General features: G+C 30.7%; 24 protein-coding genes and 1 pseudogene. 3 read left to right on the top strand and 22 right to left on the bottom strand.

The genetic code is table 11. The features are described from left to right. Nucleotides 1–129: 129 nt before the first annotated feature. Nucleotides 130–450 carry a heme oxygenase gene (locus tag N524_RS0105565; protein ID WP_017638491.1) on the top strand — a complete coding sequence of 107 codons (321 nt, stop codon included), beginning with the start codon at nucleotides 130–132 and terminating at the stop codon, nucleotides 448–450. 107 nt (nucleotides 451–557) lie between these two features. Here N524_RS0105565 and N524_RS0105560 read toward each other — a convergent pair whose 3' ends face one another. From N524_RS0105560 to N524_RS0105530, 7 genes are all read right to left on the bottom strand, one after another. Further along, the gene (locus N524_RS0105560) at nucleotides 558–1,928 is read right to left on the bottom strand and encodes a YjiH family protein (protein WP_029055880.1); all 1,371 of its coding nucleotides are present in this window, start codon (nucleotides 1,926–1,928) and stop codon (nucleotides 558–560) included. A gap of 285 nt (nucleotides 1,929–2,213) precedes the next feature. Next, nucleotides 2,214–3,179, bottom strand: coding sequence for a FecCD family ABC transporter permease (locus N524_RS0105555; protein WP_017638489.1), 966 nt, complete (start codon nucleotides 3,177–3,179; stop codon nucleotides 2,214–2,216). After that, a complete protein-coding gene (locus N524_RS0105550) occupies nucleotides 3,176–4,207 on the bottom strand; it encodes a FecCD family ABC transporter permease (protein ID WP_017638488.1) in 1,032 nt (343 codons plus the stop codon). The genes N524_RS0105555 and N524_RS0105550 overlap by 4 nt, the downstream gene beginning before the upstream one ends. 11 nt (nucleotides 4,208–4,218) lie before the next feature. Continuing rightward, nucleotides 4,219–5,217 carry an ABC transporter substrate-binding protein gene (locus N524_RS0105545; RefSeq protein WP_029055879.1) on the bottom strand — a complete coding sequence of 333 codons (999 nt, stop codon included), beginning with the start codon at nucleotides 5,215–5,217 and terminating at the stop codon, nucleotides 4,219–4,221. Between the two features lie 258 nt (nucleotides 5,218–5,475). Next, on the bottom strand, nucleotides 5,476–6,543 hold the full coding sequence (locus tag N524_RS0105540) for an alanine/ornithine racemase family PLP-dependent enzyme (RefSeq protein ID WP_029055878.1): 1,068 nt from the start codon (nucleotides 6,541–6,543) through the stop codon (nucleotides 5,476–5,478). Between the two features lie 3 nt (nucleotides 6,544–6,546). Beyond that, nucleotides 6,547–8,304: an IucA/IucC family protein gene (locus N524_RS0105535; protein WP_029055877.1), complete on the bottom strand. Its 1,758-nt coding sequence runs from the start codon at nucleotides 8,302–8,304 to the stop codon at nucleotides 6,547–6,549. Then, entirely contained in the window at nucleotides 8,304–9,476 is a 1,173-nt protein-coding gene (locus N524_RS0105530; protein WP_029055876.1) for an MFS transporter, read from the bottom strand. The genes N524_RS0105535 and N524_RS0105530 overlap by 1 nt, the downstream gene beginning before the upstream one ends. 102 nt (nucleotides 9,477–9,578) lie before the next feature. Here N524_RS0105530 and N524_RS0105525 point away from each other — a divergent pair, with 102 nt between their 5' ends. Beyond that, nucleotides 9,579–11,537 carry an IucA/IucC family protein gene (locus tag N524_RS0105525; RefSeq protein WP_029055875.1) on the top strand — a complete coding sequence of 653 codons (1,959 nt, stop codon included), beginning with the start codon at nucleotides 9,579–9,581 and terminating at the stop codon, nucleotides 11,535–11,537. A gap of 138 nt (nucleotides 11,538–11,675) precedes the next feature. Here the strand turns inward: N524_RS0105525 and N524_RS0105520 are convergent, their stop codons facing one another. The 14 genes and pseudogenes from N524_RS0105520 to N524_RS0105455 form a co-directional block, all read right to left on the bottom strand. After that, nucleotides 11,676–12,191, bottom strand: a complete 516-nt coding sequence (locus N524_RS0105520) for an Asp23/Gls24 family envelope stress response protein (protein WP_017638482.1) — start codon at nucleotides 12,189–12,191, stop codon at nucleotides 11,676–11,678. Between the two features lie 84 nt (nucleotides 12,192–12,275). Further along, nucleotides 12,276–12,515, bottom strand: a complete 240-nt coding sequence (locus N524_RS0105515; protein ID WP_002450482.1) for a DUF2273 domain-containing protein — start codon at nucleotides 12,513–12,515, stop codon at nucleotides 12,276–12,278. Nucleotides 12,516–12,527: 12 nt separating this feature from the next. Continuing rightward, a complete protein-coding gene (amaP, locus tag N524_RS0105510; RefSeq protein WP_017638481.1) occupies nucleotides 12,528–13,064 on the bottom strand; it encodes an alkaline shock response membrane anchor protein AmaP in 537 nt (178 codons plus the stop codon). Nucleotides 13,065–13,410: 346 nt separating this feature from the next. Next, complete coding sequence (locus N524_RS0105505) at nucleotides 13,411–14,418, bottom strand: zinc-binding alcohol dehydrogenase family protein (protein ID WP_029055874.1); 1,008 nt, start codon at nucleotides 14,416–14,418, stop codon at nucleotides 13,411–13,413. 66 nt (nucleotides 14,419–14,484) lie between these two features. After that, nucleotides 14,485–15,492, bottom strand: coding sequence for an NADP-dependent oxidoreductase (locus N524_RS0105500; RefSeq protein WP_017638479.1), 1,008 nt, complete (start codon nucleotides 15,490–15,492; stop codon nucleotides 14,485–14,487). Between the two features lie 226 nt (nucleotides 15,493–15,718). After that, complete coding sequence (locus N524_RS0105495; RefSeq protein WP_029055873.1) at nucleotides 15,719–16,579, bottom strand: alpha/beta hydrolase; 861 nt, start codon at nucleotides 16,577–16,579, stop codon at nucleotides 15,719–15,721. Between the two features lie 105 nt (nucleotides 16,580–16,684). Beyond that, nucleotides 16,685–18,097 (bottom strand): 6-phospho-beta-galactosidase, encoded by a 1,413-nt coding sequence (gene lacG, locus N524_RS0105490; protein ID WP_029055872.1) that lies wholly within the window; start codon nucleotides 18,095–18,097, stop codon nucleotides 16,685–16,687. An 18-nt stretch (nucleotides 18,098–18,115) separates the two neighbouring features. Next, nucleotides 18,116–19,837 (bottom strand): annotated as a pseudogene (locus N524_RS12765) (lactose-specific PTS transporter subunit EIIC). Nucleotides 19,838–19,842: 5 nt separating this feature from the next. Continuing rightward, a complete protein-coding gene (locus tag N524_RS0105480) occupies nucleotides 19,843–20,154 on the bottom strand; it encodes a PTS lactose/cellobiose transporter subunit IIA (RefSeq protein WP_023373578.1) in 312 nt (103 codons plus the stop codon). A 31-nt stretch (nucleotides 20,155–20,185) separates the two neighbouring features. After that, nucleotides 20,186–21,157: a tagatose-bisphosphate aldolase gene (lacD, locus tag N524_RS0105475; RefSeq protein ID WP_029055871.1), complete on the bottom strand. Its 972-nt coding sequence runs from the start codon at nucleotides 21,155–21,157 to the stop codon at nucleotides 20,186–20,188. Nucleotides 21,158–21,160: 3 nt separating this feature from the next. Beyond that, nucleotides 21,161–22,093 (bottom strand): tagatose-6-phosphate kinase, encoded by a 933-nt coding sequence (gene lacC, locus N524_RS0105470; protein WP_017638474.1) that lies wholly within the window; start codon nucleotides 22,091–22,093, stop codon nucleotides 21,161–21,163. 12 nt (nucleotides 22,094–22,105) lie between these two features. After that, a complete protein-coding gene (lacB, locus tag N524_RS0105465; RefSeq protein ID WP_017638473.1) occupies nucleotides 22,106–22,621 on the bottom strand; it encodes a galactose-6-phosphate isomerase subunit LacB in 516 nt (171 codons plus the stop codon). A gap of 17 nt (nucleotides 22,622–22,638) precedes the next feature. Beyond that, nucleotides 22,639–23,067 (bottom strand): galactose-6-phosphate isomerase subunit LacA, encoded by a 429-nt coding sequence (lacA, locus tag N524_RS0105460; protein WP_017638472.1) that lies wholly within the window; start codon nucleotides 23,065–23,067, stop codon nucleotides 22,639–22,641. Nucleotides 23,068–23,352: 285 nt separating this feature from the next. After that, on the bottom strand, nucleotides 23,353–24,108 hold the full coding sequence (locus tag N524_RS0105455; protein ID WP_017638471.1) for a DeoR/GlpR family DNA-binding transcription regulator: 756 nt from the start codon (nucleotides 24,106–24,108) through the stop codon (nucleotides 23,353–23,355). A gap of 271 nt (nucleotides 24,109–24,379) precedes the next feature. Between N524_RS0105455 and N524_RS0105450 the strand changes: the two genes are divergently transcribed. Further along, nucleotides 24,380–25,108 carry an NAD-dependent protein deacylase gene (locus N524_RS0105450; RefSeq protein ID WP_029055870.1) on the top strand — a complete coding sequence of 243 codons (729 nt, stop codon included), beginning with the start codon at nucleotides 24,380–24,382 and terminating at the stop codon, nucleotides 25,106–25,108. A gap of 42 nt (nucleotides 25,109–25,150) precedes the next feature. Here N524_RS0105450 and N524_RS0105445 read toward each other — a convergent pair whose 3' ends face one another. Then, nucleotides 25,151–25,885 carry a MerR family transcriptional regulator gene (locus N524_RS0105445; protein WP_029055869.1) on the bottom strand — a complete coding sequence of 245 codons (735 nt, stop codon included), beginning with the start codon at nucleotides 25,883–25,885 and terminating at the stop codon, nucleotides 25,151–25,153. Nucleotides 25,886–26,056: the final 171 nt, after the last annotated feature.

The raw sequence follows: 26,056 nt of genomic DNA, 5'->3' as shown, positions 1-26,056 counted from the left end.
AACTTAGCATTTCATAATGTTTTAAGTTATTGTCCCCTTTTGTTTTTATTAATGCTGTAACAAGTATTATAATTTATATAAACTTAAGTAATAATAATAGTATTTAATATTAATAGAGGAGTGATATAAATGTTCGTAGTAACTAATCGTATTACTGTCAAACAGGGATTTGCTGAAAAAATGGCACCAAGATTTACAAAAGGTGGGAAAATCGAATCGTTAAAAGGATTTAACAAGATTGAAGTTTGGCAAGTAGAGAAAGATGATGACACTGAAGATATGTATGTTAACACATGGTGGGATACTGAAGAAGATTTCAAAAATTGGTTAAATAGCGATGCATTTAAAGAAGCACATCAACGTCCTAAACAATCAGATAATAAAGAAGCTTCCCCAGTTATAAAAAGTGAAATTGTAAAAGCGAATGTTCTTTCTGTTCTTAATCCTTAAACTTTAATTTATAATAAAAGCCAAGTAGATGCATTTTAAAATGTATATGTTAAGTTTTGTTACTAACACTTATACAGTTATATTAAATGACTACTTGGCTTTTTTAATTATAGAAATAGATGTGCAATTAAAGCTATGATAGGTAAAGTGATAACCGTTCTGATTAAGAAGATAATAAATAATTTCCCTATATTGACCGGTATTTTAGAACCTAGAATAACCCCACCTACTTCAGATAAATAAATCAATTGTGTAATACTCAACGCACCGATAACAAAACGAGTTATTTCGCTGTGTGCACTTTCAATTAAAATTGATGGTAAAAACATGTCAGCAAAACCAATTAATATGGTTTGAGATGCATGTGTCGCCTCGGGAATTTGAAGTAATTGTAAAAATGGAACAAAAGGTTTTCCAATATATTCAAATAGAGGTGTGTAATTAGCTATTATTGTTGCTATTGTTCCTATACTCATAACTACAGGTAAAATAACAAACCACATATCTATAACCGTTTTAAATCCTGATTTAAAAAAGTCTTTTAAACCTGGTGCTTTGATTCCAACTTCAGTTGCCATATCGAAGCCATGACCAATTGCTGTTTTACCTTCTGGCAACTGTTCAGTTCTAGCATCACTTGAAACTTCTTTTGCATATTCATCAGGAATTTTATTTAATGGCCAAATTCTAGGCATAATCATTGCCGCAATTAAACATGATATAATCACGCTTAAATAGAATAAGAAAAATTTATCTTGCATTTTAACTGTATCAGCTATAATTATCGCAAATGTAATTGAAACAACACTAAATGTCGTGGATATCACAGTTGCTTCTCTTCTAGAGTAAAACCCTTCTTCATATTGACGGCTTGTAATTAATACTCCTACTGTACCATCACCTATAAATGAAGCTAAATTATCTACTGTTGATCTTCCCGGTAATGTGAACAATGGACGCATAATGGGTCTAAATAATGGTCCCAATAGTTCTAGTAATCCATACTCCATTAACAATGGTAAAAATAATGCTGCAAATAAAAACACAGCAACTAATGTAGGTAATAGACTTGAAAATACAAGACCTCCAGTGTCTTCTGAATATATCATCTTAGGACCTATTTTCAAGAAAGTAACCCAGGCAAATATCACTGCTAACAATCTTAAAATCATCCAGCTGATATTAACATTGAATGCATTATACATTAAACCTGTTGGATTCAATTTACTTTTTAAAACTGTAGAACAAAGTAGTGTTAATATTGCTGATAATGTAATAATTGTGACGATAATAATAGGCATAGCATCACCGACAACATCTTTTAACCAATTGGCTAAAAATGCGACAGGTAATGTTGTTTGCTTTTTGCCATCTTGTTCAACTGGTATAGGAATTAAAAATAGTATAATTCCGATAAGCGACATTGTAATAAATTTTAGTCTACCTTTAATAATCTCTTGCTTAGTGTGTCCATTCATTTTATGTCATCCATTTCTCTCTATTTATAATTGCAATTTTATGTATTCATCCATTTCAATAAAATCATTGAATGTTTTATTAATATATATACACTTTTATGAATAATTAAGTATTTATAACTATACTCGATTTATGTTCAAAGTGCAATGACATTCCGCTAATTATTATTATTTATCCATTAACAATCAACGTATGATTAACTTCAAATTGAAAATGCACCAAGCAACATCATACGATGCTGCTTGGTGCATCTTATTAATTTATGCTGTACTGTTCGTTCATTATTACATTTTTCTTAATAGGAATAAGAAATATGGCGCACCGATGATTGCGATAATGACACCCACAGGAATATCTAACGGTGGATGTATACCTCTTGCTAAACCATCGCCAAATGTTAATAATATTGCTCCAATAAAACCTGACATAATAACAACATGCATATTTTTATGTCCGACTAGTTGTCTAGCAATATGTGGTGAAATTAAACCTAAGAAGCTAATACCACCCACAACTGCAATAGAAGCTCCTGCTAGCATTACAGATAAAATAAGTAACACCATTTTTAACAGTTTAACTCTTGCACCTAAAGCTAAAGCAACATTATCTCCTAAACCTAAAATATCTAATTGATGACTAAGAATTAGAATAATCGGAAGTGTAATTACAAACCAAGGAACAATAGATAAAAAGTTCGAAATATTATGTCCATATAAACTTCCTGTTAACCATACTAATGCATTATTTGCATCCATAGGATTTCTAATTAATAAAAATTGTACGATAGCTGTACAGATAGCACCAATAGCTAAACCAATTAAAGCTAAGTTAGAACCTTTGACATCAAATTTAGAAATCAAGAATGATAAAATCAAACTAATAATTAATGCACCAAAGAACGATCCGATTGGCAATACTGCTAAGGGTGCTGATGGAAATAGCATAATGATAATAACTGCTGCTAAACTTGCACCTTTAGATATACCTATTACATCAGGAGAAGCAAGAGGGTTTCTAACAACGCCTTGAATTACTGCACCAGATATCGCTAAACTACATCCGATAATCAATCCCAATAAAGTTCTTGGAATTCTATACTCATTCAAAATAAAATTATCTTGTGTAAATATACCTTGTATTGCTTCAATAGGATTAACGATTACTGAACCCACACACAAACTAAATAAAGTACTTAGTATTAATAGTATAAATACAATGCTATATCTAATCATATGCTTCTTTTTTGTCATATGCGTTTCACCCCTCTAACAGTAATTAATAAGAAGTAAAATGCACCAACGAAAGAAGTTACTATACCTACAGGTGACTCAAATGGATAAGTGACTAGTCTTGATAACACATCTGAGAATAATAATAAATCTGCACCAATGATTATAGTGAGCGGAATCATTAAAATATAGTTATTATTGATATAACGTTTTACTATGTGTGGCACAATTAACCCTACAAAACCTATTGGACCAGCAATTGATACTGATAAACCTGCTAATATAACAACTAATAAACCTAATATTAATCTAACGACTTGAATTTTCTGACCTAGTCCTTTAGCAATATCATCACCTAATTCCATGATTGTTAATTGACGTCCCATAAGCATAGTGATAATCATTGCTACAATTAACCATGGTGAAATGACAATAATTTCTGGCCATTTCACGCCAGACAATGAACCTACTAACCAAAACATAACAGATGAGTTTGAATCTTCATTTAATAAGATAACACCTTGTGTCATACTACTAAAAAATAAATGGACTGCCATACCAGCTAGTGCAAGTTTGACTGGTGTCATAGATCTAGTTGAACCTGACAAAGTATACACGGTTAAACCACCTAGAAATGCACCAATCATTGCTAATATCATTGAATAATTTTCAAGAGCTGGCACAAGAACAGTGATTAGTACAATGACAAAAGATGCCCCACCATTAACACCAAATATTTGTGGTGATGCTAAGGGATTTCGAGTTATAGATTGCATTAATAGTCCTGCTAGACCTAAAGCGCCACCTATTAATAATCCTGCTAACATACGAGGCATTCTTGAATTATGTATTAAAAATGTCTGTTCCGTATCCGTATGTCCTGTAATATAATGAACAATATCTTTAAATACTATATGAGAAGAACCAATCGCTAAATTTAAATAAATACAAATAAAAAGAAAGCACACACTCACAATATATGTGAGTGTAGTGCGTTTTCTTTTATTTTGTAATATAGCGGATTGACTACTTTGATGCTTCATAGTCATAATTTTCCACCTTACTTATCTTCTTTATTTTGATCCTTTTTAGAAATTTCTACTAATTCTTTGGCCATTTCTTCAGAAGAAATTAAACCACGCGCTCTTGCCCATAGGTCTCTGTCTACAACACTTACTCGATCATGTTTAACTGCATCTAATTTTTTCCAAACTGGATCTTTTTGCATTTTTTTGAATGTTGGTTCATCTGGACTTGCTTTATCAGTCATAACAAACATACGTCCAGGATTAACATCTAATAATGTTTCAGAACTCATTTCAAGATAAGGTCCTTTTAAGTATTTACTTAAACCTTTAGTTACTTTAGGAGTTAAGGCTTCTTTGAATCCTAATTCTTTTAAGAACTGACCTACATATGATTCACTTGGATGTCCTAAGAAACTTGATTTTGCTGCTACAGCTGGTAATACTTTTTCATCTTTGTTGAATTTAATTTCTTTTTTGTACTTAGCAATTTTCTTGTCATGTTCTTCTAAACGTTTGTCACCTTGTTTTTCTTTACCTAGTGCTTTAGCGATTGTTTTGAAAGCATCTATATTATCATCGTAGTCACCATCAAAGCTTTTCAATTCTATTGTCGGCGCAATTTTACTTAAATTTTTGTAGATACCTTTATGTCTGTTGCTATCTGCAATGATTAAATCTGGTTTTAATTTACTAATTTTTTCTAAGTTAGGTTGTTTACGTGTACCTACTGAAGTATAATTTCCAATTTTATCTCTAAGTGGTTTGATAATACGTTCTTTTTTATTATCATCAGCAATACCCACTGGTTTTACATTCAATGCTGCTAATGCATCAACAAATGAGTATTCAAGTACAACTACTCGTTTAGGATGCTTAGGTACTTTAGTAGTGCCCTCAGCGTGTTTAATTTTCACACCATCTTTAGGTTCTTTACTACTAGAGCTATTTGAACTGTCGTTATTTCCACAGGCAGTAACTAAAATTAAAGCAAATAATATGCCAATTATGCTAAAAATCTTTATTCCCTTCATGATTCCACTCCTTATTGTATGTATATGCTTTCATATAACAGTTTATTGATAACGATTATCATTGTCAACATACTTTTTATAATTTTTGAAATTAATTTGAGTCCTCTGAATACATTTTAAATATATATTACTTTTCGTATTAATAATTAGATGGAATTGGATTTTTTAAGAGAATAAAAAAAGAGTAATCAACACTGTGTGCAAATTTAACCAAGTTTGCATGTGTCGGTACTCTTAATTATTAAAATTTATATTTAATTATGATTTATGCATTGAACATAAAGACTGATTAAAACTTTCTATGAGGGTTTCTACTTTTGAATCTAGTATATAAACTTTTTCAAGATTTTTATTATACATTGAGCGTGATAATGCTTCATAACTTAATTCGAATTGAATCATATCACCTACTTGATAATGATCCTGATTATTTAAATCAATCATTAAATGGTCACTAGACGCACCCAATATATGAATATCATTTGCAATCGGAGTAATGTGAGTCGTATCTGTATCTATATATCCAATATCAACAATAGCTTGTAAATATGATTGATTTGTTATGTGATTTAAACGTGGTTTAATTTCTATAACTTCCGCTTCAAGTACAATGGTATTTTGATATAAATGTGCTACTGGTTTATCTGTAGTAGTATCGACACCTCTAAATAGTGTTTCTCCTATTCGTAATTCATTTATTTTACCTAAATCATTATACATTGTTAACGGTAACATACTTGAGTTGCCACCTGAAACGATGGTCATACGGTAACCTAATTCTCGTTCTATAGCACTAACAAATTTATTTATCATAAATACATCATCTTCAATTGGTAATTTTGATTTGAAACACATGAAGTTAAATGATACTCCTACCAATTGAATATAAGATAGTTGTAAAATTTGTTCAATATATTTTATGACATCATAAGTTAGTATGCCTTCTCTACCATCTTTCCAATCAACCATTAAAATCACTTGATGTTTTATATTTAGTTTTTTAGCAATACGATTGATTTCAAAAATAGTGTTTAATTCAGTTTGTATACTTATTTTTGTACATTGAATCATGTCAGCTAACTTAGATTGTTTTGTGGATCGTAATATAGTATAAGAACAATTAAAATCATTTAATTGACTGATATTTTCTAATCTGGAATCTGCGAAATGTGTGATTCCTAAATCAATTAATTTTTGTACAATTTGTCTATCTCCAGCTATAGATTTAATCACTGGTGTAAAATGTATTTGCTTAGAATCTAAAATTGTTTGAAGTACTTTGGCATTATATTGTATTTTTGATAAATTTATTTTTAAATTTGCCATGTACTACACCTCTTTTTTTATTGGATTGTCCAATTCTGTATTTAAATACTTTTTAACTTTATTTTCCATTCTCATACTTAATAATGCTTTAACTGAAATCGTTGAACCAAATAGTACTTGATATAATGCATGCGCATGATTTTTATTACTATCAATAGCTGATTCTACTTCTTGTTGCACAATCTTAAATAAGTTATTCTCATTAACAAAATCATATTGATTAAAATGATGGATTAATTCAGCCAATTGATTTTGAATCACTGCATGTTGGAATTTAGCTATAACCGCTTCAATATTTTCAGCTATTAAACTTTCATTTGTTATTTCAATGTGGGGTAATTTTTGCTGAAGCGTTTTGATATCTATACGTGATCCACCTAGATCTCTTACTAAAAATGTAATTTGATAGTTAGGCCCAAGATTAACTATTGTATTTTGCATATGAGCTTCTAATGCAATACCGTAATCTTGAATATACGCAATGAGTGGTTTCACTAAAGTACGTGTATATTCACGCATAAAACGTTCAATATTATCTTTAGTAAGTTCATTATCCAGCCATTTGATATAACTATCTACAACCACCTCAAGATCAACTGGATTACGATTAACTAAACTCGCACTGACAATAGTTGAACCTACTTGATTTAATTCTGGTTTTTCTCGAATAATACAAGCGAGTTGTCGAGCTAAATCAGGATCTGTATTAATATATTCTCCAAATGGTTCTGCAGCTACTTTTAACTCAGGATAAATATTTAGCATATCTTGTAATGCAAAACTTAATTTCGGACCATCTACAGTTGTTACAGTAGATACAGTTCGTACAGCACTAGTAGCTTGAACATTTACTGGAAGCTTAACATGGAAAGGTCGTTTTAATAATTCCATAGTTCTAAATGATAATGTTGCTTTTGAATCTACTGTAAATGGAGTTGGGATTAATATTTTTTCACTTATCCACGTTTTAAATTTATCTCCAATCACATGGTCATACTGCCAAGGGTGGACAAATATTGCTCTATAGTCATCCACATTCAAATCAAAAGGATTTAAAAAATGTTGTATTTTATCTTTTAATTCTGGGATGACATTATTTATTATAAATTGGTCATCCCCTTCCATGGATGTCGTAACCATTTCCGAAGAAGAAACTAGCATAATATGTAATGGTATAATTTTTTCAAATTCCGGTGAATATCTACGAATCTCATCCTTAGTCAGCGGTAATTTCGTTTTAGTTAGAGGGTGAGTTGGATGTCCTTCAATAACTAAACTTTCTGAATAACTTAAATCATCAGTAGTATCATTAGCATTTAAATGTTGTAACCAAGTAAAGAAGTTTATAGTATCTGGTAACATAGAAAATTTCATACTCTGATGTATAAGTGATTTTCTATTATTGAATTGTTTATATGTTTCGACAAAACTGTCTCTACTATGAATTAATTCTCGGTATAAACGATCAGATATTTTGATATCAAATTGGTCATTTAATATTTTTAGTAGCTGTTCTAGGTTACTAATTTGGATTTTTTGTTCAGCACATTGATATGTAAACTGTCCATCAAATACATATCTTTCCAACATACTTTTTCTTAAAATACGACCAGTTAATACACGGCCATGATATTGTAACTCAATGTTTTCAAATGATTTATTTATTTTGGCATCTTCTGGACATATCTGTTCTTTGATGATTGCATTCAATATCCGATGCTGAATATTTTCATCCGCAAGTAACCATTCATTGCGCTCCATTATGAAATTCCTCCAATTTTAGTAATTCGTTGCATTAAGTAAAAGATGACTGAAATAGCTACAGTACTAATGCCCATAATTAAAAATGTATTTAATACACCGAATTGATCCGCAAAGAAGCTCATAATTAAACTTCCTAAAGGTATCATGCCGCGATCCATCATAACAATACTTAATACCTTACCCCTTTCGCTATCCTTAACACTATTTTGGAAATAAACTCTATTGGTTGTTCTTGCCCATTGACTAAACAATCCAATTAACGAAATACAAATAAACATCACAACTAAATTGTGAATAATAATTCCTAATAATGCTAAGCCAAATAGAAAAGAACTCAAATAATACATTTTTACTGCATTAATATGATCAAGTATTTTAGGTAAAATAATAGTGGCCACAATACCGCCTATCGCACAACAAGTCATAGCTATACCAAATATTTCAGATTGACCTGGAAATACATGATTTGTAAGAACAGGTAAAATTGTCGTATAACAAAAACCAGTTGCCATAATTAATAGAGATGTGATAAAGATTTTACTTGCTTCTAAATTGTGTTTGAAATAATTCATCACTACTTTAAGTGACATCTCTTTATTATTTTTACCTAATTCTGTTGCTTTAATATGAATCGGTATACATAGACCAACTGCTAAGAGATAGCAAAGTGCTTGGGCTAAAAACGTTGTTGGTGCATGATAAGCTGCTAATATAACACCAGCAATTGCAGGACCAATTGAACGGCAAATATTGATAATAAATGAGTGGAATGAGACAGCTTGTGTTGTTGTAATTTTATTAGATAACTCTGGTAAAACGGCTTGTCTAACCGGTGTTTCAACAGCACTTAACATTCCACGTAACGTAGCATATATTAAGATAAAATACACAGGAATATTATCAATGGTATAAGTTAATACACATAATATTGCTGTAACTAAAAATGATGAAGATATTGTAATACGTAATAAATTTCCTTTATCATATTTATCAGCAATAGAACCAGCCCATACACTTAATATTAAAATCGGTACGAGTCGGCAAAAATTAACTAAACCTAAATAAACTGCGTTATGATATGTAGTAAGCACAAACCAGTTGAGACCGATTTGCCCAATCCAATTCCCCAAAAACAGAAGAAATGAACTGGAAAAGAAAAATTTTGCCATAAATTTCACCTGTCTTTTTAATTGATAATAATAATCATTATCATTAATATGGATTATACAAATCTTATTAATTTTTGTAAAATATTTTTTTAGAGGTGAAATATGAATTCAATTAAAAACACAAATAAAAATAATTTATATATGACTAAGGATGAGCAAGATGCATATGATTTCTTAAGTCAATCACATCCAGAATGGGCAAACCATTTTATTAATCAAATTGCTAATGGTCGCGATAAGGTTACACAGCGATTAGTTACATCTATACATAGAGAAAATCTTGTTCATGGTAATGATCATAGTAGAATACTTAATTCTGATAAAATTGAATCCTTACCTTGCGAAACTACTAATGTTTTAGAAATAGAATTTAAGTCTGCACAAAAATTACTATATGCCCCTATTAGTGGTCAGCATACTTTCAATCGTGTAGATGTGAAAGGTCCATTTTTTTATAAATCTAATACAGAATCAGATCAGACATTTCATCGCGTAGAACATCCAAATGATATTCTAGATTGGATATTAATTGAAGCACCAGAATTAAATAATGAGGCAAGTAATCAATTTAAAGATGATTTAAATAATAGTGCGGCTAATATGATATTCGCAATGAGCTACCAGTCGTATTCAATGCAAGACGAGTCAAGAACTTTATTCGACATTATAAAAAGTGATGAGGACAGCTATTTACGATCTGAACAAGCTGTTATAGAAGGTCACCCACTACATCCCGGTGCTAAATTGAGAAAAGGTATGAATTCAAATGAAACATTTATGTATTCATCAGAATTCTCACAACCTATCTCGCTTAAAGTAATACTGATACATCATCGTTTTTGTAATGTTCAATCATTATCAATGTCATATAACGACACTATTAAGCAATTGTTCCCAAGTATGTATCAAAAACTTCAAGAGGAAATGCAACAACATCATCAGCTTAATATAGATGATTATCAAGTTATGATTGTCCACCCTTGGCAATATGATGAAGTTCTAGACCGAGATTATCACGATGAAATTGCTCAACAAATGATTATCAAATCACAATATACTTTACCTTATTATGCCGGTTTATCATTTAGAACATTAATGCCTAAAGCGCCTAATAGTGACCCACATATCAAACTATCAACCAATGTTCATATCACAGGAGAGATTCGTACATTGTCTGAACAAACAACACATAACGGACCTCTTATGACAAAAATTTTAAATCAAATTTTAAATAGTGATGCAACATTCAAACCGTATGATTCATCAATTGTTGATGAAATTGCTGGCATTCACTTTTATAATTCTCATGATCAAGACCCGTTACAAACAGAACGTAGCGAACAACTAGGTACATTATTCAGAACAAATATTAATAATCAACTTAAAAATGGAATAATATCTATGATTCCATCTAGTTTAGTATCTTATTATCCATACAATACAGAAGCACCAATCGTATCTCTGATAAAGTTATATCAAACTCATTATCAACATACGTCATATGAAAGTGCTGCTCGAGCATGGATGAAAGAATATAGTAAAGCGCTTTTAGGTATTGTAATGCCGCTATTAACCAAATATGGAATTGCGCTTGAAGCACATTTACAAAATTCAATTGTTCATTTTAATGAAGATGGTTCTTTAAATCACTTATATGTAAGAGATTTTGAAGGATTACGCATTGATAAAGCATATTTAAATGATATGGGATATTCAACAGATGATTTTCATGAAAAATCTCGCATTTTAACTAACTCTAAAACAACTGTATTTAATAAAGCATTCTATTCAACAGTACAAAATCATTTAGGTGAGTTAGTATTAACTGTTGCACAATCATCAAATGTTAATGATTTAGAAGCAAATATTTGGAAAGATATTGCAACTATCATAGAGCAAATTTTAAACGATATTACTCATATTTCAGAAGAAAGAATTTCAGAAATCAAAGACGTTATGTTTGCCAAAACGATTGATTATAAATGTGTTACAACGATGCGCTTAGAAGATGAAGCACATGAATATACTTATATTAAAGTGAACAATCCATTACATGTTTAATGTATAGAATTTATAACAGTTGTCAGGTTGTCATTAATAAATTATATAACAAATAAAAGAATCCGAGAGACACTCATATGAAGGTCTCTCGGATTCTTTTATTTAATGATTGTTCAACCAACTAACTTGAATGACAGATTATTGTAAACCTTGTCTGTCGTTATTGTTGTTGTTTTGGTTGTTATCTTTTTCATGTTTTTGTTGCCATTCTTTTTTAGTCATTACATCGTCAACTTGCATGTTAACTTCTACAACTTCTAAACCAGTAATATATTTAACTTGTTCTTTAACTAAGTCTGTTACTTTACGGAAGATTTTAGGTGCTGATTCACCATATTCTAAGATTACTTTTAAGTCGATTGCAGCTTGTTTTTCGCCAACTTCAACTGAAACACCTGTTGTAACGTTATTACCACTTGAGAAAGCGTTAGTAAAGCTATCAGTGAATCCGCCTTTCATGTCTAAGATACCTTTAACTTCACGAGCTGCGATACCAGCGATTTTTTCAACAACTTCATCAGAGAAAGTTAATTTATTTTCAAATTGTGGTTGTTGATTTTCTTGTTGTTGTTTTTGTTGTTCTTGTTTTTCTTTTTCGTTAACACCTGTTTGGTTATCGTATGCTTGTTTTGCTTTATTGTTATCTACTGCCATTTTGCATTCTCCTTTATCAATAAAATGTTTAATTGTTAGTTTTATAAAAAGTTAATATGAATATCTTAAATGTCTAGAGTTACGTTAACTCCATCTATTTAGAAAATTCAAAAAGTCTTGTGTACGGTCTTTAATATACCCAATACCAATTCCTATTAAACATAAAACAATTATTAAGATTGTTTTCCAAAAACCTAAAGTTAGGAATAATATAGCTATAAGTAAAAATGCTAAAAATCCAATGATTCTCCATTTAAAAGTTTTCAATATGTTAATAAGTTGTTGCGTAGAGTCTTGTCCATTTTGGTTATTATTGTTAGCCATGATATCCCTCCCTTACAACACTCTTGGACCAGAAGTTTTCTGATCTTTGACGTTTACTTCTAATTTTCTTACTGGCATTTCAGTAAAGTGTTCAACATTCTGTTTAATATCTGAACGAATACTTTCTGTTAAAGATGTAGCTTGTACATTGTTTGGTACAAAGAAATCTGCTTTTATATCAATAAATGATTTCTTTTTCTTATTGTACATTTTTGAGACAACATTAGGTTGTCTAACTTGATCGTATTTTGCAATAGTATCGTAAACAGTTTTTTCAACAGCTTTTCTTGATACATATACATGTCCATCATCAAATTCTTTATACAATCCAGGTTTTCGATACGTAGGTTTGAATATGCTTAATACTAATATTAAACCGATTAATATTAATAATCCTGCTAGCCCAATCAATAGTGGTTGGAACCAATTGAATTGTAAGAAGTAGTCTTGGTATTGAGAAATACGACTGTCTTTAACATACATAAACAATAAGAAACCAACAATGACTACGATAAGTAAGCCAAGGATAAAGTTTTTAAGTCTTTTCACCTCGTATGACACCTCCTCAATTAATATTTTACTTTTTAGTATCACACAAAATGAGTACCCTATCATAAATAAAGTAAAACCAATAATTTAAAACTAATTTATCAGTTTTAATATTTAATTAAGTACTACTTATATGCTTTATTCCCAATTAATTGTTATTGAAAACGTTTATTTCAAAAAATCTTAAAATATTTTTTATCTTTAGTATTATTAATTACTAATAGAACAAATACGTTTTACTGTTATTTCATAATATAATCTTTAAACCATATATTAACTAAAGAAGTCGATTGAATACTCGTGATATTCAATCGACTTTCCTTTAGTCAACTTATTTTTATTCAATTTAAATATTAATGACTAACTTACCTATCATTGATTGACTCTCTAATATTTGATGCGCTTTATATAAATTATCTTCAGTTAGACCATTTAATACTTGTGTCGTAGTTGGTTGATAATGTCCCTGTTCTACTTTAATAGCTATATCTTTTAAATATTCATGATGTTTAATCATGTCGTTTGTTTGATGAATAGGTCTAGCAAACATAAATTCATGTGAGAACGTAATGCTTTTAGGCTTAAGTAAGTTTAAATCTTGTTTATCATTAAAGGCTACTATAGTTGCAATATGACCTCGTGGTTTAATCATATCAATCATTTTTTCATAATACATATCAGTATTAAATGTACAGAAGATATAATCTACTTCATTAATATCATGTTCTATGAGTTGTTGTTTTAAATCTTCTTTAAGATTTAAAACAATATCAGCGCCCAAATCATAACACCATTTTTGGGTTTCTTCTCTAGATGCAGTTGTTATCACATGTAATCCATAATATTTAGCTATTTGTATAGTGATACTTCCAACTCCACCTGCAGCATTAATAATCAATAAAGACTTACCTTTATTATCGTCTGGATTATATGAGATATTAAAGCAGTCGAATAATGTTTCTGATGCAGTGAGCCCTGTTAAAGGCAAACTCGCTGATTGTTCAGCTGAAATATTATTAGGTGCGTGTGCAACTAAGTTTTCTTGTATCAATTGATATTCAGCATTAGAACCATGTTGATTCGGTGAACCAGAATACATCACAGTGTCTCCTACTTTGAACATTGTGACCTCATTTCCAACAGCTTCAACAGTGCCAACTGCATCAAAGCCTAGTATTCTTGGTGATTGTTCGACAGGCAACAGTCTTTGTTTCGTATCAACTGGGTTGACACTTATACTTTGTACTTTCACTAAAATATCATGTCCTGAAGGTGAGGGTGTATTCAACTGAAAAGTTTTAAACTGATTACCTTGATCTAAAGTAAATGGGTTTTCAAATCCTATTGCTTTCATATTAAGCCACCTCTATCAATATTTATAAATAAATATGAGCTTTGTTTTCTTTTAATTTTAAAGAATTTATTCAACATCTGCTACTTTAATTACTTGCTTACCGAAGTTATCTCCAGTAAATAAGTTTCTGAAAGCATTAGGAACTTTATCAAAACCTTCTTCAACTGATGTTTGTGTTTTAATTTTACCTTGTTGTACCCACTCAGCTAATTGTTCACTTGCGTTTTTGAAATCATCGGCAAATTCGGCTACTAAGAATCCTCTCATCATAGCTTGTTTTTTCACTAATGTTCCTTGAATTCTTGGTCCAATGTCTTCTTCAGGGTGATTATATGCAGAAATAGAACCGCATACAGGTATACGCGCATGACGATTTAAATGTTTGAATACTTCATCACTAATTTGGCCACCAACATTTTCATAATATACATCAACGCCATCAGGTAATGCTTGTTCTAGATTACTTGAAAATTGATTGTCTTTATAATCAACACCTGCATCAAACCCTAATGTGTCTGTTAGGTAAGATACTTTTTCTGGTCCACCAGCAATACCAACAACACGACATCCTTTAATTTTAGCAATTTGACCTACAACAGAACCGACCGCTCCAGATGCCGCTGATACAACAACAGTTTCACCTTCTTGAGGACGACCAATATCTAATAATCCATGATAACCAGTCTGTCCTGGCATACCTAGTACACTTAAATATAATTCTAACGGTACCTCAGTAGATGGTACAACTCGTACTTTATCACTAGTTACAGTATTATATTTTTTCCATGGTAATACGCCGGTAACAATATCACCTTGTTTAAATCCATCTACTTGTGATGCAGTTACTTGTGCTACAACGTGACTTTCTATAGTTTGTCCTATTTCAAATGGTTGAACATAAGAATCTCCTTTAGACATTCTTCCACGCATATATGGATCCACTGAAATATATAATGTTTTTAGTTGTACTTCACCATTTTTAGGCTCAGTAATATCTATGTCTTCATATTTGAATGTATCATCTTGTGGCATACCTTCAGGGTATTTATTAAAAATAATTTGTTTATTATCCATGAAATCATCCTTTTTAATTATTGATAATATTTAAATACCTCAATTCAAGATGTCTAAATCATGCCAACTTAATTGTATAAGAAAATAAAATTTTAAATTAAGAATGAATCGTGGTTGTGATTTCTTAAAAAATATAAAAAAGTACAATCTCTAGCTGTTTTCGACTTAACCGATTAATTTTAATAATTAAGTACGAATTCATATCAGTTAGAAACTGTACCTTTTTTTATTTAGCCCATAAAAATTCTACGATTTCATCGGCAACTTTTTTATTTTCGTGTAATTGACTATGTTGAGCAGATTCACCTGTATATTTAGATTCTTTATAACTACTAACACTATTGCCAATTAAGTATTGAAGTGACTTTGATGAACTATTAGAGACACGTCCATCCGAATGTGTGCCGTCTTTTAAATCTCCATATATATTCAATACCTTGATATCTTTATTTTTATAAATATTTTTCAGCGGTAATAATTCTTTAAAATTATCAGTCATTTTGTTTGGCTTACCATTTTTATCAACACTAATTTCATTTACTTTTTCATTTAGATTTAATACGCCGTTAAAAGTACCTGCTATATTAACCTCTTTATTTAATTGTGGTAACTTTTTATCTGTACCATACATTTTCATGAAATATGCAAAGGATAAGTTGCCCATTGAATGACCTACGAAATTGTATTTCTTTATTTCATATTTTGACTTTAATTGGGATAAAACATTTTTAATATTTTTTGCGTTTTGTGATGTGTCCCCATTTTTATTATCTTCCAATCCTATTTTGATAATAGGGTTTATAGCTTTTGACTTCATATGTCCTTTGAAGTTAACTTCACCATTGCTATCTACCTTAGTTGTAATTACATTTTGGGTTACACCCTGTTGATTTGCTTGTTTTACCATAAACGTTTCAGACTTTTCGCTTCCACCATATCCATGTAAAAAGATAGTAGCCGTATGACTTTTTATAAAACGTTGATCGTTTACTTTAGTAGAATGATGTTGACGTGTAATCATCACTGTAGCAATTGCAATGAATGCGATGATTAAAATACTTATAATTAATAGCCATTTTGCTTTCATTAGATTACCTCTTCTATTTTATATATTCTATTAGTATATAGTATTTTTACAACCACCGCACATAAAAACAAGGCGCATTATTTTAAATACACCTTGTTTTATAAGTTATTTTATTTCTCTTGTTTCAGCTACTTGTTTATACCAATATGCGCTTTTCTTCGGATAACGTTCTTGTGTATCAAAATCTACATAGAATAATCCATATCGTTTTTCATAACCATTTGACCATGAGAATACATCCATTAATGACCATAAGAAATAACCTTTTACATTAGCGCCATCTTTAATTGCATCAGCAATAACATTTAAATGTTGCTTAATGTAGTCAATTCTAGCATCGTCATGAACTGTTTTTTCAGATTCAATAAATTCATCTTTATAGCCTAATCCATTTTCAGTGATATAGATTTTATGATAATTCGGATAATCTTTTACAACTCTCATAATTTGATCATATAAACCTTGAGGATAAATCATCCAATCCCAGTCCGTTCTAGGTACATCGACATCAAATTCTCTTTGGCCAACACCTTTTAATTGGTACTTTGATCCACCTTTATCTCCAGTTGAATTATGTGTGATGAGACATTCACCATCATATGCTTTCATCCAATCGCTCATGTAGTAATTGATACCTAAAAAGTCATTTAAATCTTTAGCAGCGTCTAAAATTTGATAGTCTTCTTCTTTAATATCTAATTTACCACCATTAACAGCTAAAATATGTTGAACACCTTCCATAGTTTCTCTTGAATATTTACCTAAGTATGTTGCATCTAAAATAAATTTATTGTGAATGATGTCTTCTAATTCTGCTGCTCTAACGTCTTCTGGGTTGTTAGGATTTAATGAATATTTAGTCGGCAATGCATGTACAACACCAATTTCTCCTTTATAACCACCATCTTTAAATAACTTTACTGCTTTAGCATGTGCAACCATCATATTATGATGTGATTGAAATACTTTTCCGAAATCGTATGTAATTCCTGGTGGGAATTTTCCAACTAAGTATTGTCCATCACCAATAGGTCCAATTTCATTAAAAGTAGTCCAGTATTTTACTTCTGGAAACTCTTTGAAACAATATTCAGCATAATCTACAAAATATTCAATGGTTTTACGGTTTAAAAAATCACCATCTTTATGCAATACTTCTGGCGTATCAAAATGATGTAACGTAACAAATGGCTCTACATGACGTTTATGGCATTCTTTGAATAAATTATGATAGTATTCTACTCCTTTTGGATTAACTTTCCCAAATCCTTTAGGAAAAATTCTTGACCATGCAATTGATATACGGATACCATTAACACCAAATTTTTCACTTAATTCTAAATCAATTGGGTATCGATGATAAAAATCACTTGCTGGTTCAGCAGTATACCAGTAATTTTCTTCTAGATAAGTATCCCATGCAACACGTCCTTTACCATCAGTTTGAGTTGCTCCTTCTGCTTGATATGCGGCAGTCGCTCCACCAAAAATAAAATCTTCAGGTAATTGTTTAGTCATTATGAAAAACGCTCCTATCTAATTTTCAAATTGTTTTTGTACAAATGCTAATGCTGCTTGTCCATCACGTGTTAAATTAATGTACTCGACACCTTGAGTTTTAACTAATTTAATACCTAATTTATCAGTGTCTTGTTTAATATCTTCAAAATTGGATGCTACTTGAGGGGCTAAAATGATTAATTGATAATCTTTCATAATATCGTTATGTGCACCATATCCTCCAGCAGCTGCTTTAACTGGAACATGATATTCTTCTGCTGCTTTATTAAGTGCATTAGCTAGTAATCCACTTGTTCCTCCCCCTGCACAAAGGACTAATACATTCGTTTGTTCTGTAATATTATTAGTTAAGTCAGATGTTGACTCTGCTTCTGTATTAGAATGTGAAGCTAATATTGCATCTGCTTTTTTAGTATCAAAGTTAGCTGCTACTTTATCTTGTAATTCGCTATTACTTTCTTTATTACCAGCTTCTTCTTCTAAAATTTCATTATCATAAACTTTTAAGAATGGATAATAAATAATAATATCCACAATAATTAATACTAATGCTAAGACAAATGATAATAATGCAAATTGTGTACCCATGGCGATACCTAAAGGTGCCGGTGTAGTCCACGGTAAGTTAACAGAAAAACTGTTCATCCCTAATACATCTACGAAAAATTTAAAGATCCATACGTTAACAATTGGTGTTAAAACAAATGGAATAAAGAATACAGGGTTTAATACTAAAGGTGCACCAAATAAAATTGGTTCGTTAACACCAAAGAATGTAGGTACCACAGACGCACGACCTATAGCTCTATTTCGTTTAGATTTAGCTATCCACATAAACATAAATGGAACTACTAATGTTGCACCTGTACCACCCATAGTTACGATAAACATTTGAGTACCAGAGGTAATAACATTGTCTGCGTGTTCACCCGCTTGAATTAACTTAAAGTTTGCTTCAATGTTTGCATATGTAATAGCTGCAATAGCTGGTTCTACAATAGATGGACCATGTATACCAACAAACCAGAACAAAGCAAATGCACCAAAGATAATTGTGATTCCAATTCATCCGTTTGCTGCAGTAAATAATGGTTCGAATACTTTAAGAACCGCTGCTGCAACATTAGTTTCGATTGTTGCTCTAACAGTTAAATCAAATCCATAAAGAATTAAAATGACTGCTGAAAATGGAAAAATATCTTTAAATACTTGAGATATGTTTGGAGGTACTTCTTTAGGCATTTTGATAGTAATATTACGTTTAATAAAGAAGTTATAAACAATAACAGTTACAAATGCAGAAATAAACGCTGTTAATAAACCTTTTGTTCCTAAAAATGCGTTTAAGAATCCACCTTCTTTAGCAGGATCTGCTGCTAAGAATAAAAATCCACAAATTGACGCAAGCATAGTAGAAATAAAGTTAATTTGATTCGTACTTTCTAACTTGCGGTTATATGAATCTGTTAAAGATTTGGCAGTTGTTCCAGCAACTAATAATGCTACAAGACCCATTGTGTAGTTATAAGGCTTCATTAAAATGCCTTCCATCTCTTTATCCCACTTAAAGCCAAATACATTCGGTACAAATGCAATCAATAGGAATAAACTTGAAAATAAAATAACAGGCATTGCTGATATAAAGCCATCACGAATGGCTCTTAAATAAATATTTCTCGATAACTTTTCAAAAAATGGTTTACCCTTTTCAATTTGAGCAATTAACTTTTTCATCAAGGTCTTCACCCTCTTTTATATAATTCAATTAAATGTGACATCACATCTTTTAATAATATAGTTGTCATTAAATGGTCTTGACCATGCATCATTGTCACACTATATGCGATATCCTCTCCTTGGGCTTCTTTAGCCAAAAGACTTGTTTGTGCTTTGTGCGCGTCTGCAATAAGACCTTTTCCTTCTTCAATTAAAGCTTCAGCTTTATCGAAGTCTTTATTTTGTGCAGCAGTCAATGCTTCTAAAAATTTAGACCGTGCATCTCCTGCAAAAGCAACTATTTCAAAACCAATTAATTGTACTTCTTCTCTATTCATGAGCGATATACTCCCCTCAATTTAAATTATGTTATTTCCAAGATGTCGCTGTTTGAGTTAGTACTTTGTTAAGATCATCTATATTTTTAAATCCTGTTGTTCTTAACCATTCACGTGCAGCGGCTTCACCTTGTTCAATATATACTTGAACTGCACCAGCCCATGTTGCACGGCCGCATAGTACACCATTAAATTTAGCCCCTGATTCATGTGCAAATTTTAATGTTTCTTGGAATAATTCTGCAGAAACACCTGCACTTAAATAAATGTATGGAAGATTCGTTGATGCTTCTTGATTTCTAAAATGTTGAGCCGCTTCTTCTTTGCTATAAACAACTTCTCCATCAGCAAATCCTTCAACATATTTCATATTTACTGGTACTTCAACTTTTAGTACGTCCACGTTAAAACGTGGTTCAGAGAACAATTTCATAGCTTCGTTAACCTTTCTAGGTTTAACTTTTGCGTATTCAACACTGCTATTATCTGAAATATTGTCATCATATGATAAAACTTCTAAGAAAAATGGGATGTCTTCTGCAACACATTCAGAACCAATTCTTTCAATATATGCTTGCTTTTGAACATTGATATACTCATCATCATCAACGTCGTAGTAAAGTAAAAATTTAACTGCATCTGCGCCTTGTTCTTTTAAACGTTTAGCTGACCATTCAACTAAACAATCAGGTAAGCGACCTTTAGCATTTACGTCATAACCTGTTTTTTCATATGCTAATAATAATCCGCAGTTTTTATTTCTAGCTTCAGTAGCTGGTAAACCATATTCTGGGTCTAATAAAATAGATGATGCATATTGTGTAAGTTCTTCAGCTACAAGTACTTTTAATTTTTCAATTTGTTCAACTGTTGGTTCAGTTGTTTGGAATTTAGACATCATTCGCTTTAAAGCACCACGTTGGTCAAATGCTAATGCTGAAATAACACCATTTTCATTACTTAATTGTGAAATTGCTGTCGTTTTATTTTGAGTTTTTACCATTATTTACACCTCTAATAATTCAATTTGATGATATAATTCGTCATAGTTTTTGATATTGACATATCCTGTACGTGATTCTTGAGCATTGAGCATACCTAAGGTGTTAGCTTTTTTGAGAAGTTCATCATCACTTTCATTGTTTAACAATGCAGAAGCTATACCGGCAACTGTAGAATCTCCAGAACCAACTGGATTTAATACTTTAATAGAAGGTATGTTGACTTTGTAATATTGATTATGATGCTTAGCGAACATACCCTTTGCTCCTAATGAAACAATGACCCATTCTATATCTTTGAATAATGAATCATTTACTGCTTGTTTTAGCCCATCTATACTTTCATCAACAGGTTGACCTAATAACTGATATAGTTCATCAATATTGGGTTTTATAACAGTTGGCTTATGTAATCCTTTTAAAGAAGATACTAATGTTTCTCCAGAGCTATCTAGTATTAATGGAACCTGTTCATCATGACATTTTCCAATAATCTTCAAATAGTAATTGTTATTTAAACCTTTAGGTAGACTTCCTGAAATAACAACCACTTTAGTTTGTCGAATCAATTCATCAACGTGTTCTAAGAAGTTTTGTCCTTCTTTTTTACTAATAGTTGGCCCTTTTTCCAAAATTTCCGTTTGCTTACCTTGATGTAAAATAGCAATACAATTTCTAGTAACATCTTTAATTTTGAAAAAAGAATGTTTAATATGTGAGTCTTCTAATTGTTGTTCAATAAATTCGCCCAGTTGACCACCGATTAATCCACTAGCTATAACTGATTCGTTTAGTTGATTCAATACTCGAGTTACATTGAGTCCTTTTCCGCCAGCAGTTTTATCAATGTTCGATACTCGATTCACAGTATCAAGCTGAAAATCTTCAATAGCATATGAAATATCTACAGACGGATTTAAAGTTAGTGTTAATATCATATGTGTCTTCCTTTAATCGTGATATTCGCCTTTATCCCATTTTTCTAAAAATTCATTAAAGAAATTAGGGTTCGTTTGGTCTTCGTTATGTGTTTCTAAATGTTTAATTTTCGCAATTAATTTTTCATTTTTTTCAGAAGGTTTATACTCTGCTTCAATGAAGGCTTCGATAATGTCACACATTAAAAGTTCACCAATGATTTTACCTCCAAAACCAATGACATTTGCATTTAGCTCTTCCTTGGCATAAAGGGCAGAAGTCATATCTCTTACAAGTGCGGCTCTAACACCTGGTACTTTATTAACTGCATTGTTTATACCAACACCAGTTCCACAAATACAAATACCTAGATCCGCATTCCCACTTGTTACTTGTTCACCCACTTTTTTACCAAAAATTGGGTAATGAGTTCGCGCGAAATCATATGTTCCTACATCGATAACTTCGTGACCTTTTGATTTCAAAAACTGTGAAACTTCCATTTTTGTATCAGTTACAATATGATCGCAACCTAATGCTATTTTCATTGTTAATCCTCCTCTAATTAGCACATTTTATTAAGCATATCTACGCGTATTTGGTGACGCCCGCCATCGTAGTGTCCATTAACAAAACCTTTAACTACATTTTGTGCCAATGTGTCCCCTACGATTTCTGAACCTAACGTAATCATTTTTGAGTTATTATGACCTCTTGTCATATATGCAGATCTTTCATCTGACACTTCCGCAGCGATCATACCTTTAATTTTTGTAGCAACCATAAAGCTCCCAACTCCGAACGCATCAATTGCGATTCCTAAATTGTCATCATTCTTTTGTACTTCTTTAGCAATGGCAAGTGTAGAATCTACAAAATCTAAATCTTTACCTTCAGTAACGTCTAAAATATCAAAATTACTTTCTACTAAATATGTTTTAATTAAATCTTTTAAACGCTTACCATCCACATCTGATCCAATTATGATTGTCATAGCAATTCTCCTTATCAAATATAGTCATTAAAAGCATCTTATATATATTTAAAGAAAAGGCTTTCAAATCTTTACGTTTAAATTATAAACTTAAACCAACATAAATTCAACATTATATGTTTGTATTTTGTTTGAATTAAACACTTTTCCAAACATTTGTAGCTAAATATTCGATTTTTCACAGAAAAATGTTTTATTATGTTGAAATTCGTTTAATAAGTAATTATTTCAAACAAAAAACCTCGAATCGTTTGATTCGAGGTCATTTATTCTGAAAGTAATATATTATTCTACTACTTCTATATATGTTTTAATTTGTTCTAGCTTCTCTTGATCTTGATTATCCATTATAACTGCGGTCAGATCATCCAAGTGACAAATTGAAGTAAAATCATTTTTTCCTATTTTGGTATGATCTACTAGTAAATATTTTTCAACTGAATGTTCTACTGCAAGTTGCTGTGTGTAGGCTTCATCTAAAGAAGACGTCATAACACTACCTTTATTAACACCATTACTACTAAAAAACATTTTACAAAAACGAAGCTTTTCTAATACTGAGTTTGCCATTTCACCTACAAATGCTTCTGTTAAATGTCTCATTTCTCCACCTAGTAAATAAACTCTGAAATTGGTTGTTTGTTTCTCTAATAATATCTTATAAACGGGCAAACAATTTGTTATCACCGTTAAAGAATGATGGTTTATTTCTTCGGCAAGAACTTCAATCGTCGTTCCTGGTCCAAAAAATAATGTATCACCATCTTCAATTAAACTGGCTGCTTTTTTAGCAATATATCTTTTTTCTTCAATTTGGTGTGTGTGCTTTTCTTTATGTGACATTTCTTTATATTGAAAATTTGAATTACTACGTGCTCCACCATGTATTTTCGTTAAAACACCTTGGTTTTCTAATTCAACTAAATCTCTTCTTACTGTCATATCAGAAACATTTAAACCTTCAACGATTTCATTGGTCCTCACTGTTCCTTTTTTATTGACTAGCTTAGCAATCTCATCTAAACGTTCGTGCTTATTCACTAAATAAATACCTCCTTACATTAGGCCAGTGTCATCATTCAATTTCCATCTTTTATCAATATTCATGATTATTCAATAGTAAAAATACTGAATCTACCTAATCATTTACTAATTTTAATTGTATGCAAAATACATTGTTCAACTGTATTTAATAGTATGTATAAAATCACTTCAATATCTTTAACATTATTACTATAATATATAAATGTAAAGAAGTCATATGTTAAAAGTGATATGCTGTATAATCTATTTTTTACAAGAAGGTGTATTTTTGAATAATAAAATTGAAAGTTTAAAACAACTAATTGATAACTCTGAGAAAATTGTATTCTTTACGGGTGCTGGTGTATCTGTAGCAAGTGGCGTTCCAGATTTCAGATCTATGGGAGGCCTATTTGATGAAATTTCAAAAGACGGCTATTCACCAGAATATCTATTAAGCCATGATTATTTTGAAGACGATCCTGATGGATTTATCAATTTCTGTCATAAAAGATTAATTTATGCTGATAAATTACCTAATAGTGTACATGAATGGATTGCTCATTTAGAACACAACGGTCAATCTCTAGGGGTTATTACTCAAAATATTGATGGATTTCATTCAGATGCAGGCAGTAAGCATGTTGATGAATTACATGGAACATTAAACAGATTCTATTGTCCTAAATGTCATAAGTCATACACTAAAAAAGACGTGCTTGATAGACAGTTAAAACAATGTGACGCATGTGGTAGTACTATTAGACCTGACATTGTTCTGTATGGTGAAATGTTGGACCAATCAGTGATTATGAATGCATTACAAAAAATCGAAAATGCAGATGCGTTGGTTGTACTTGGTACTTCACTAGTTGTGCAACCTGCTGCTGGATTAGTATCAAATTTTAAAGGTGACAATCTAGTTATTATCAATAAAGATGCAACTCCTTATGATAATGAAGCCTCACTTGTCATCAATGAGGATATGGTTGAGGTCATTGATCAACTGAATAGTTAAATCAACAAGCACTTCCCGATTTTTTCGAGAAGTGCGTTTATTTTATGATTGAACTTGTGATAAATGATAATTGACTGCTTCTGAAATAAAACTAGTTAGATAAGGATTATTAAATTTCTTGAAATAATTTTTGAATCTCACATCGTTATGATAAGTGTCAGCAATCAAACATAGTAATTCATTATCAAAATGAGTATATAGATTCATCAGGTCTTTCCACTCATATACAACATCTTTAGCTTCACTAATATTAACTTTATTTATTGCTAAGCCATTAAACTTTTCAAAAATCTGATCTAATCTTTCTATATTTTCTTTATTTGAAAGTAATTGGTCATTATGTTTATTAGTATACGTTTTGTAAACATCTAAATTTTCATATTTTATCTTTGCTTCTTCTTGATATTGTTTGTAAGGTACATGATTCAATTCTTCAATTTCTACAATTGGTATATTATTAATGAATTTTTCAATTGCTATTCTCGAATTTTCTAAAGTATTTATTTTTTGAGTTAGACTCACTTTTTGATTTTCTAATACAGATTTTAATTGTTCATCATTATAATCAATAACTTCATATATTTCTTTTATACTCATATCTAAATTTTTAAGTAATAATATTTTTTGAAGTCTAACTAAATCATTTTGATTATAAACCCTATAATTATTTTCGTTCTTTTGTACTTTTAATAAACCAATCTCATCATAATAATGTAATGTTCGCTTTGTTACTCCAGTAATATCCATAATTTGTTTTAAACTATATTGAAATTCCAAAATTTCTCACCTCGCTTAAAAATTTTATTTTCTTTTCCTTTAAACTAACTAAATAACTCATAACTTGATTAGTACTATTCATCTTAATCCCTCCATAAATTAAACATAAGGGATAACGTAACGTCACTTTCAAGTATTAATTTAAAATTTATTTTATCCCAACAAAAAAAG

Source organism: Staphylococcus sp. URHA0057, from assembly GCF_000620265.1.
Taxonomy (GTDB): Bacteria; Bacillota; Bacilli; order Staphylococcales; family Staphylococcaceae; genus Staphylococcus; species Staphylococcus pasteuri.
Note: the sequence above shows the minus strand (reverse complement) of the source record. Positions and strands in the feature narration are given on the sequence as shown.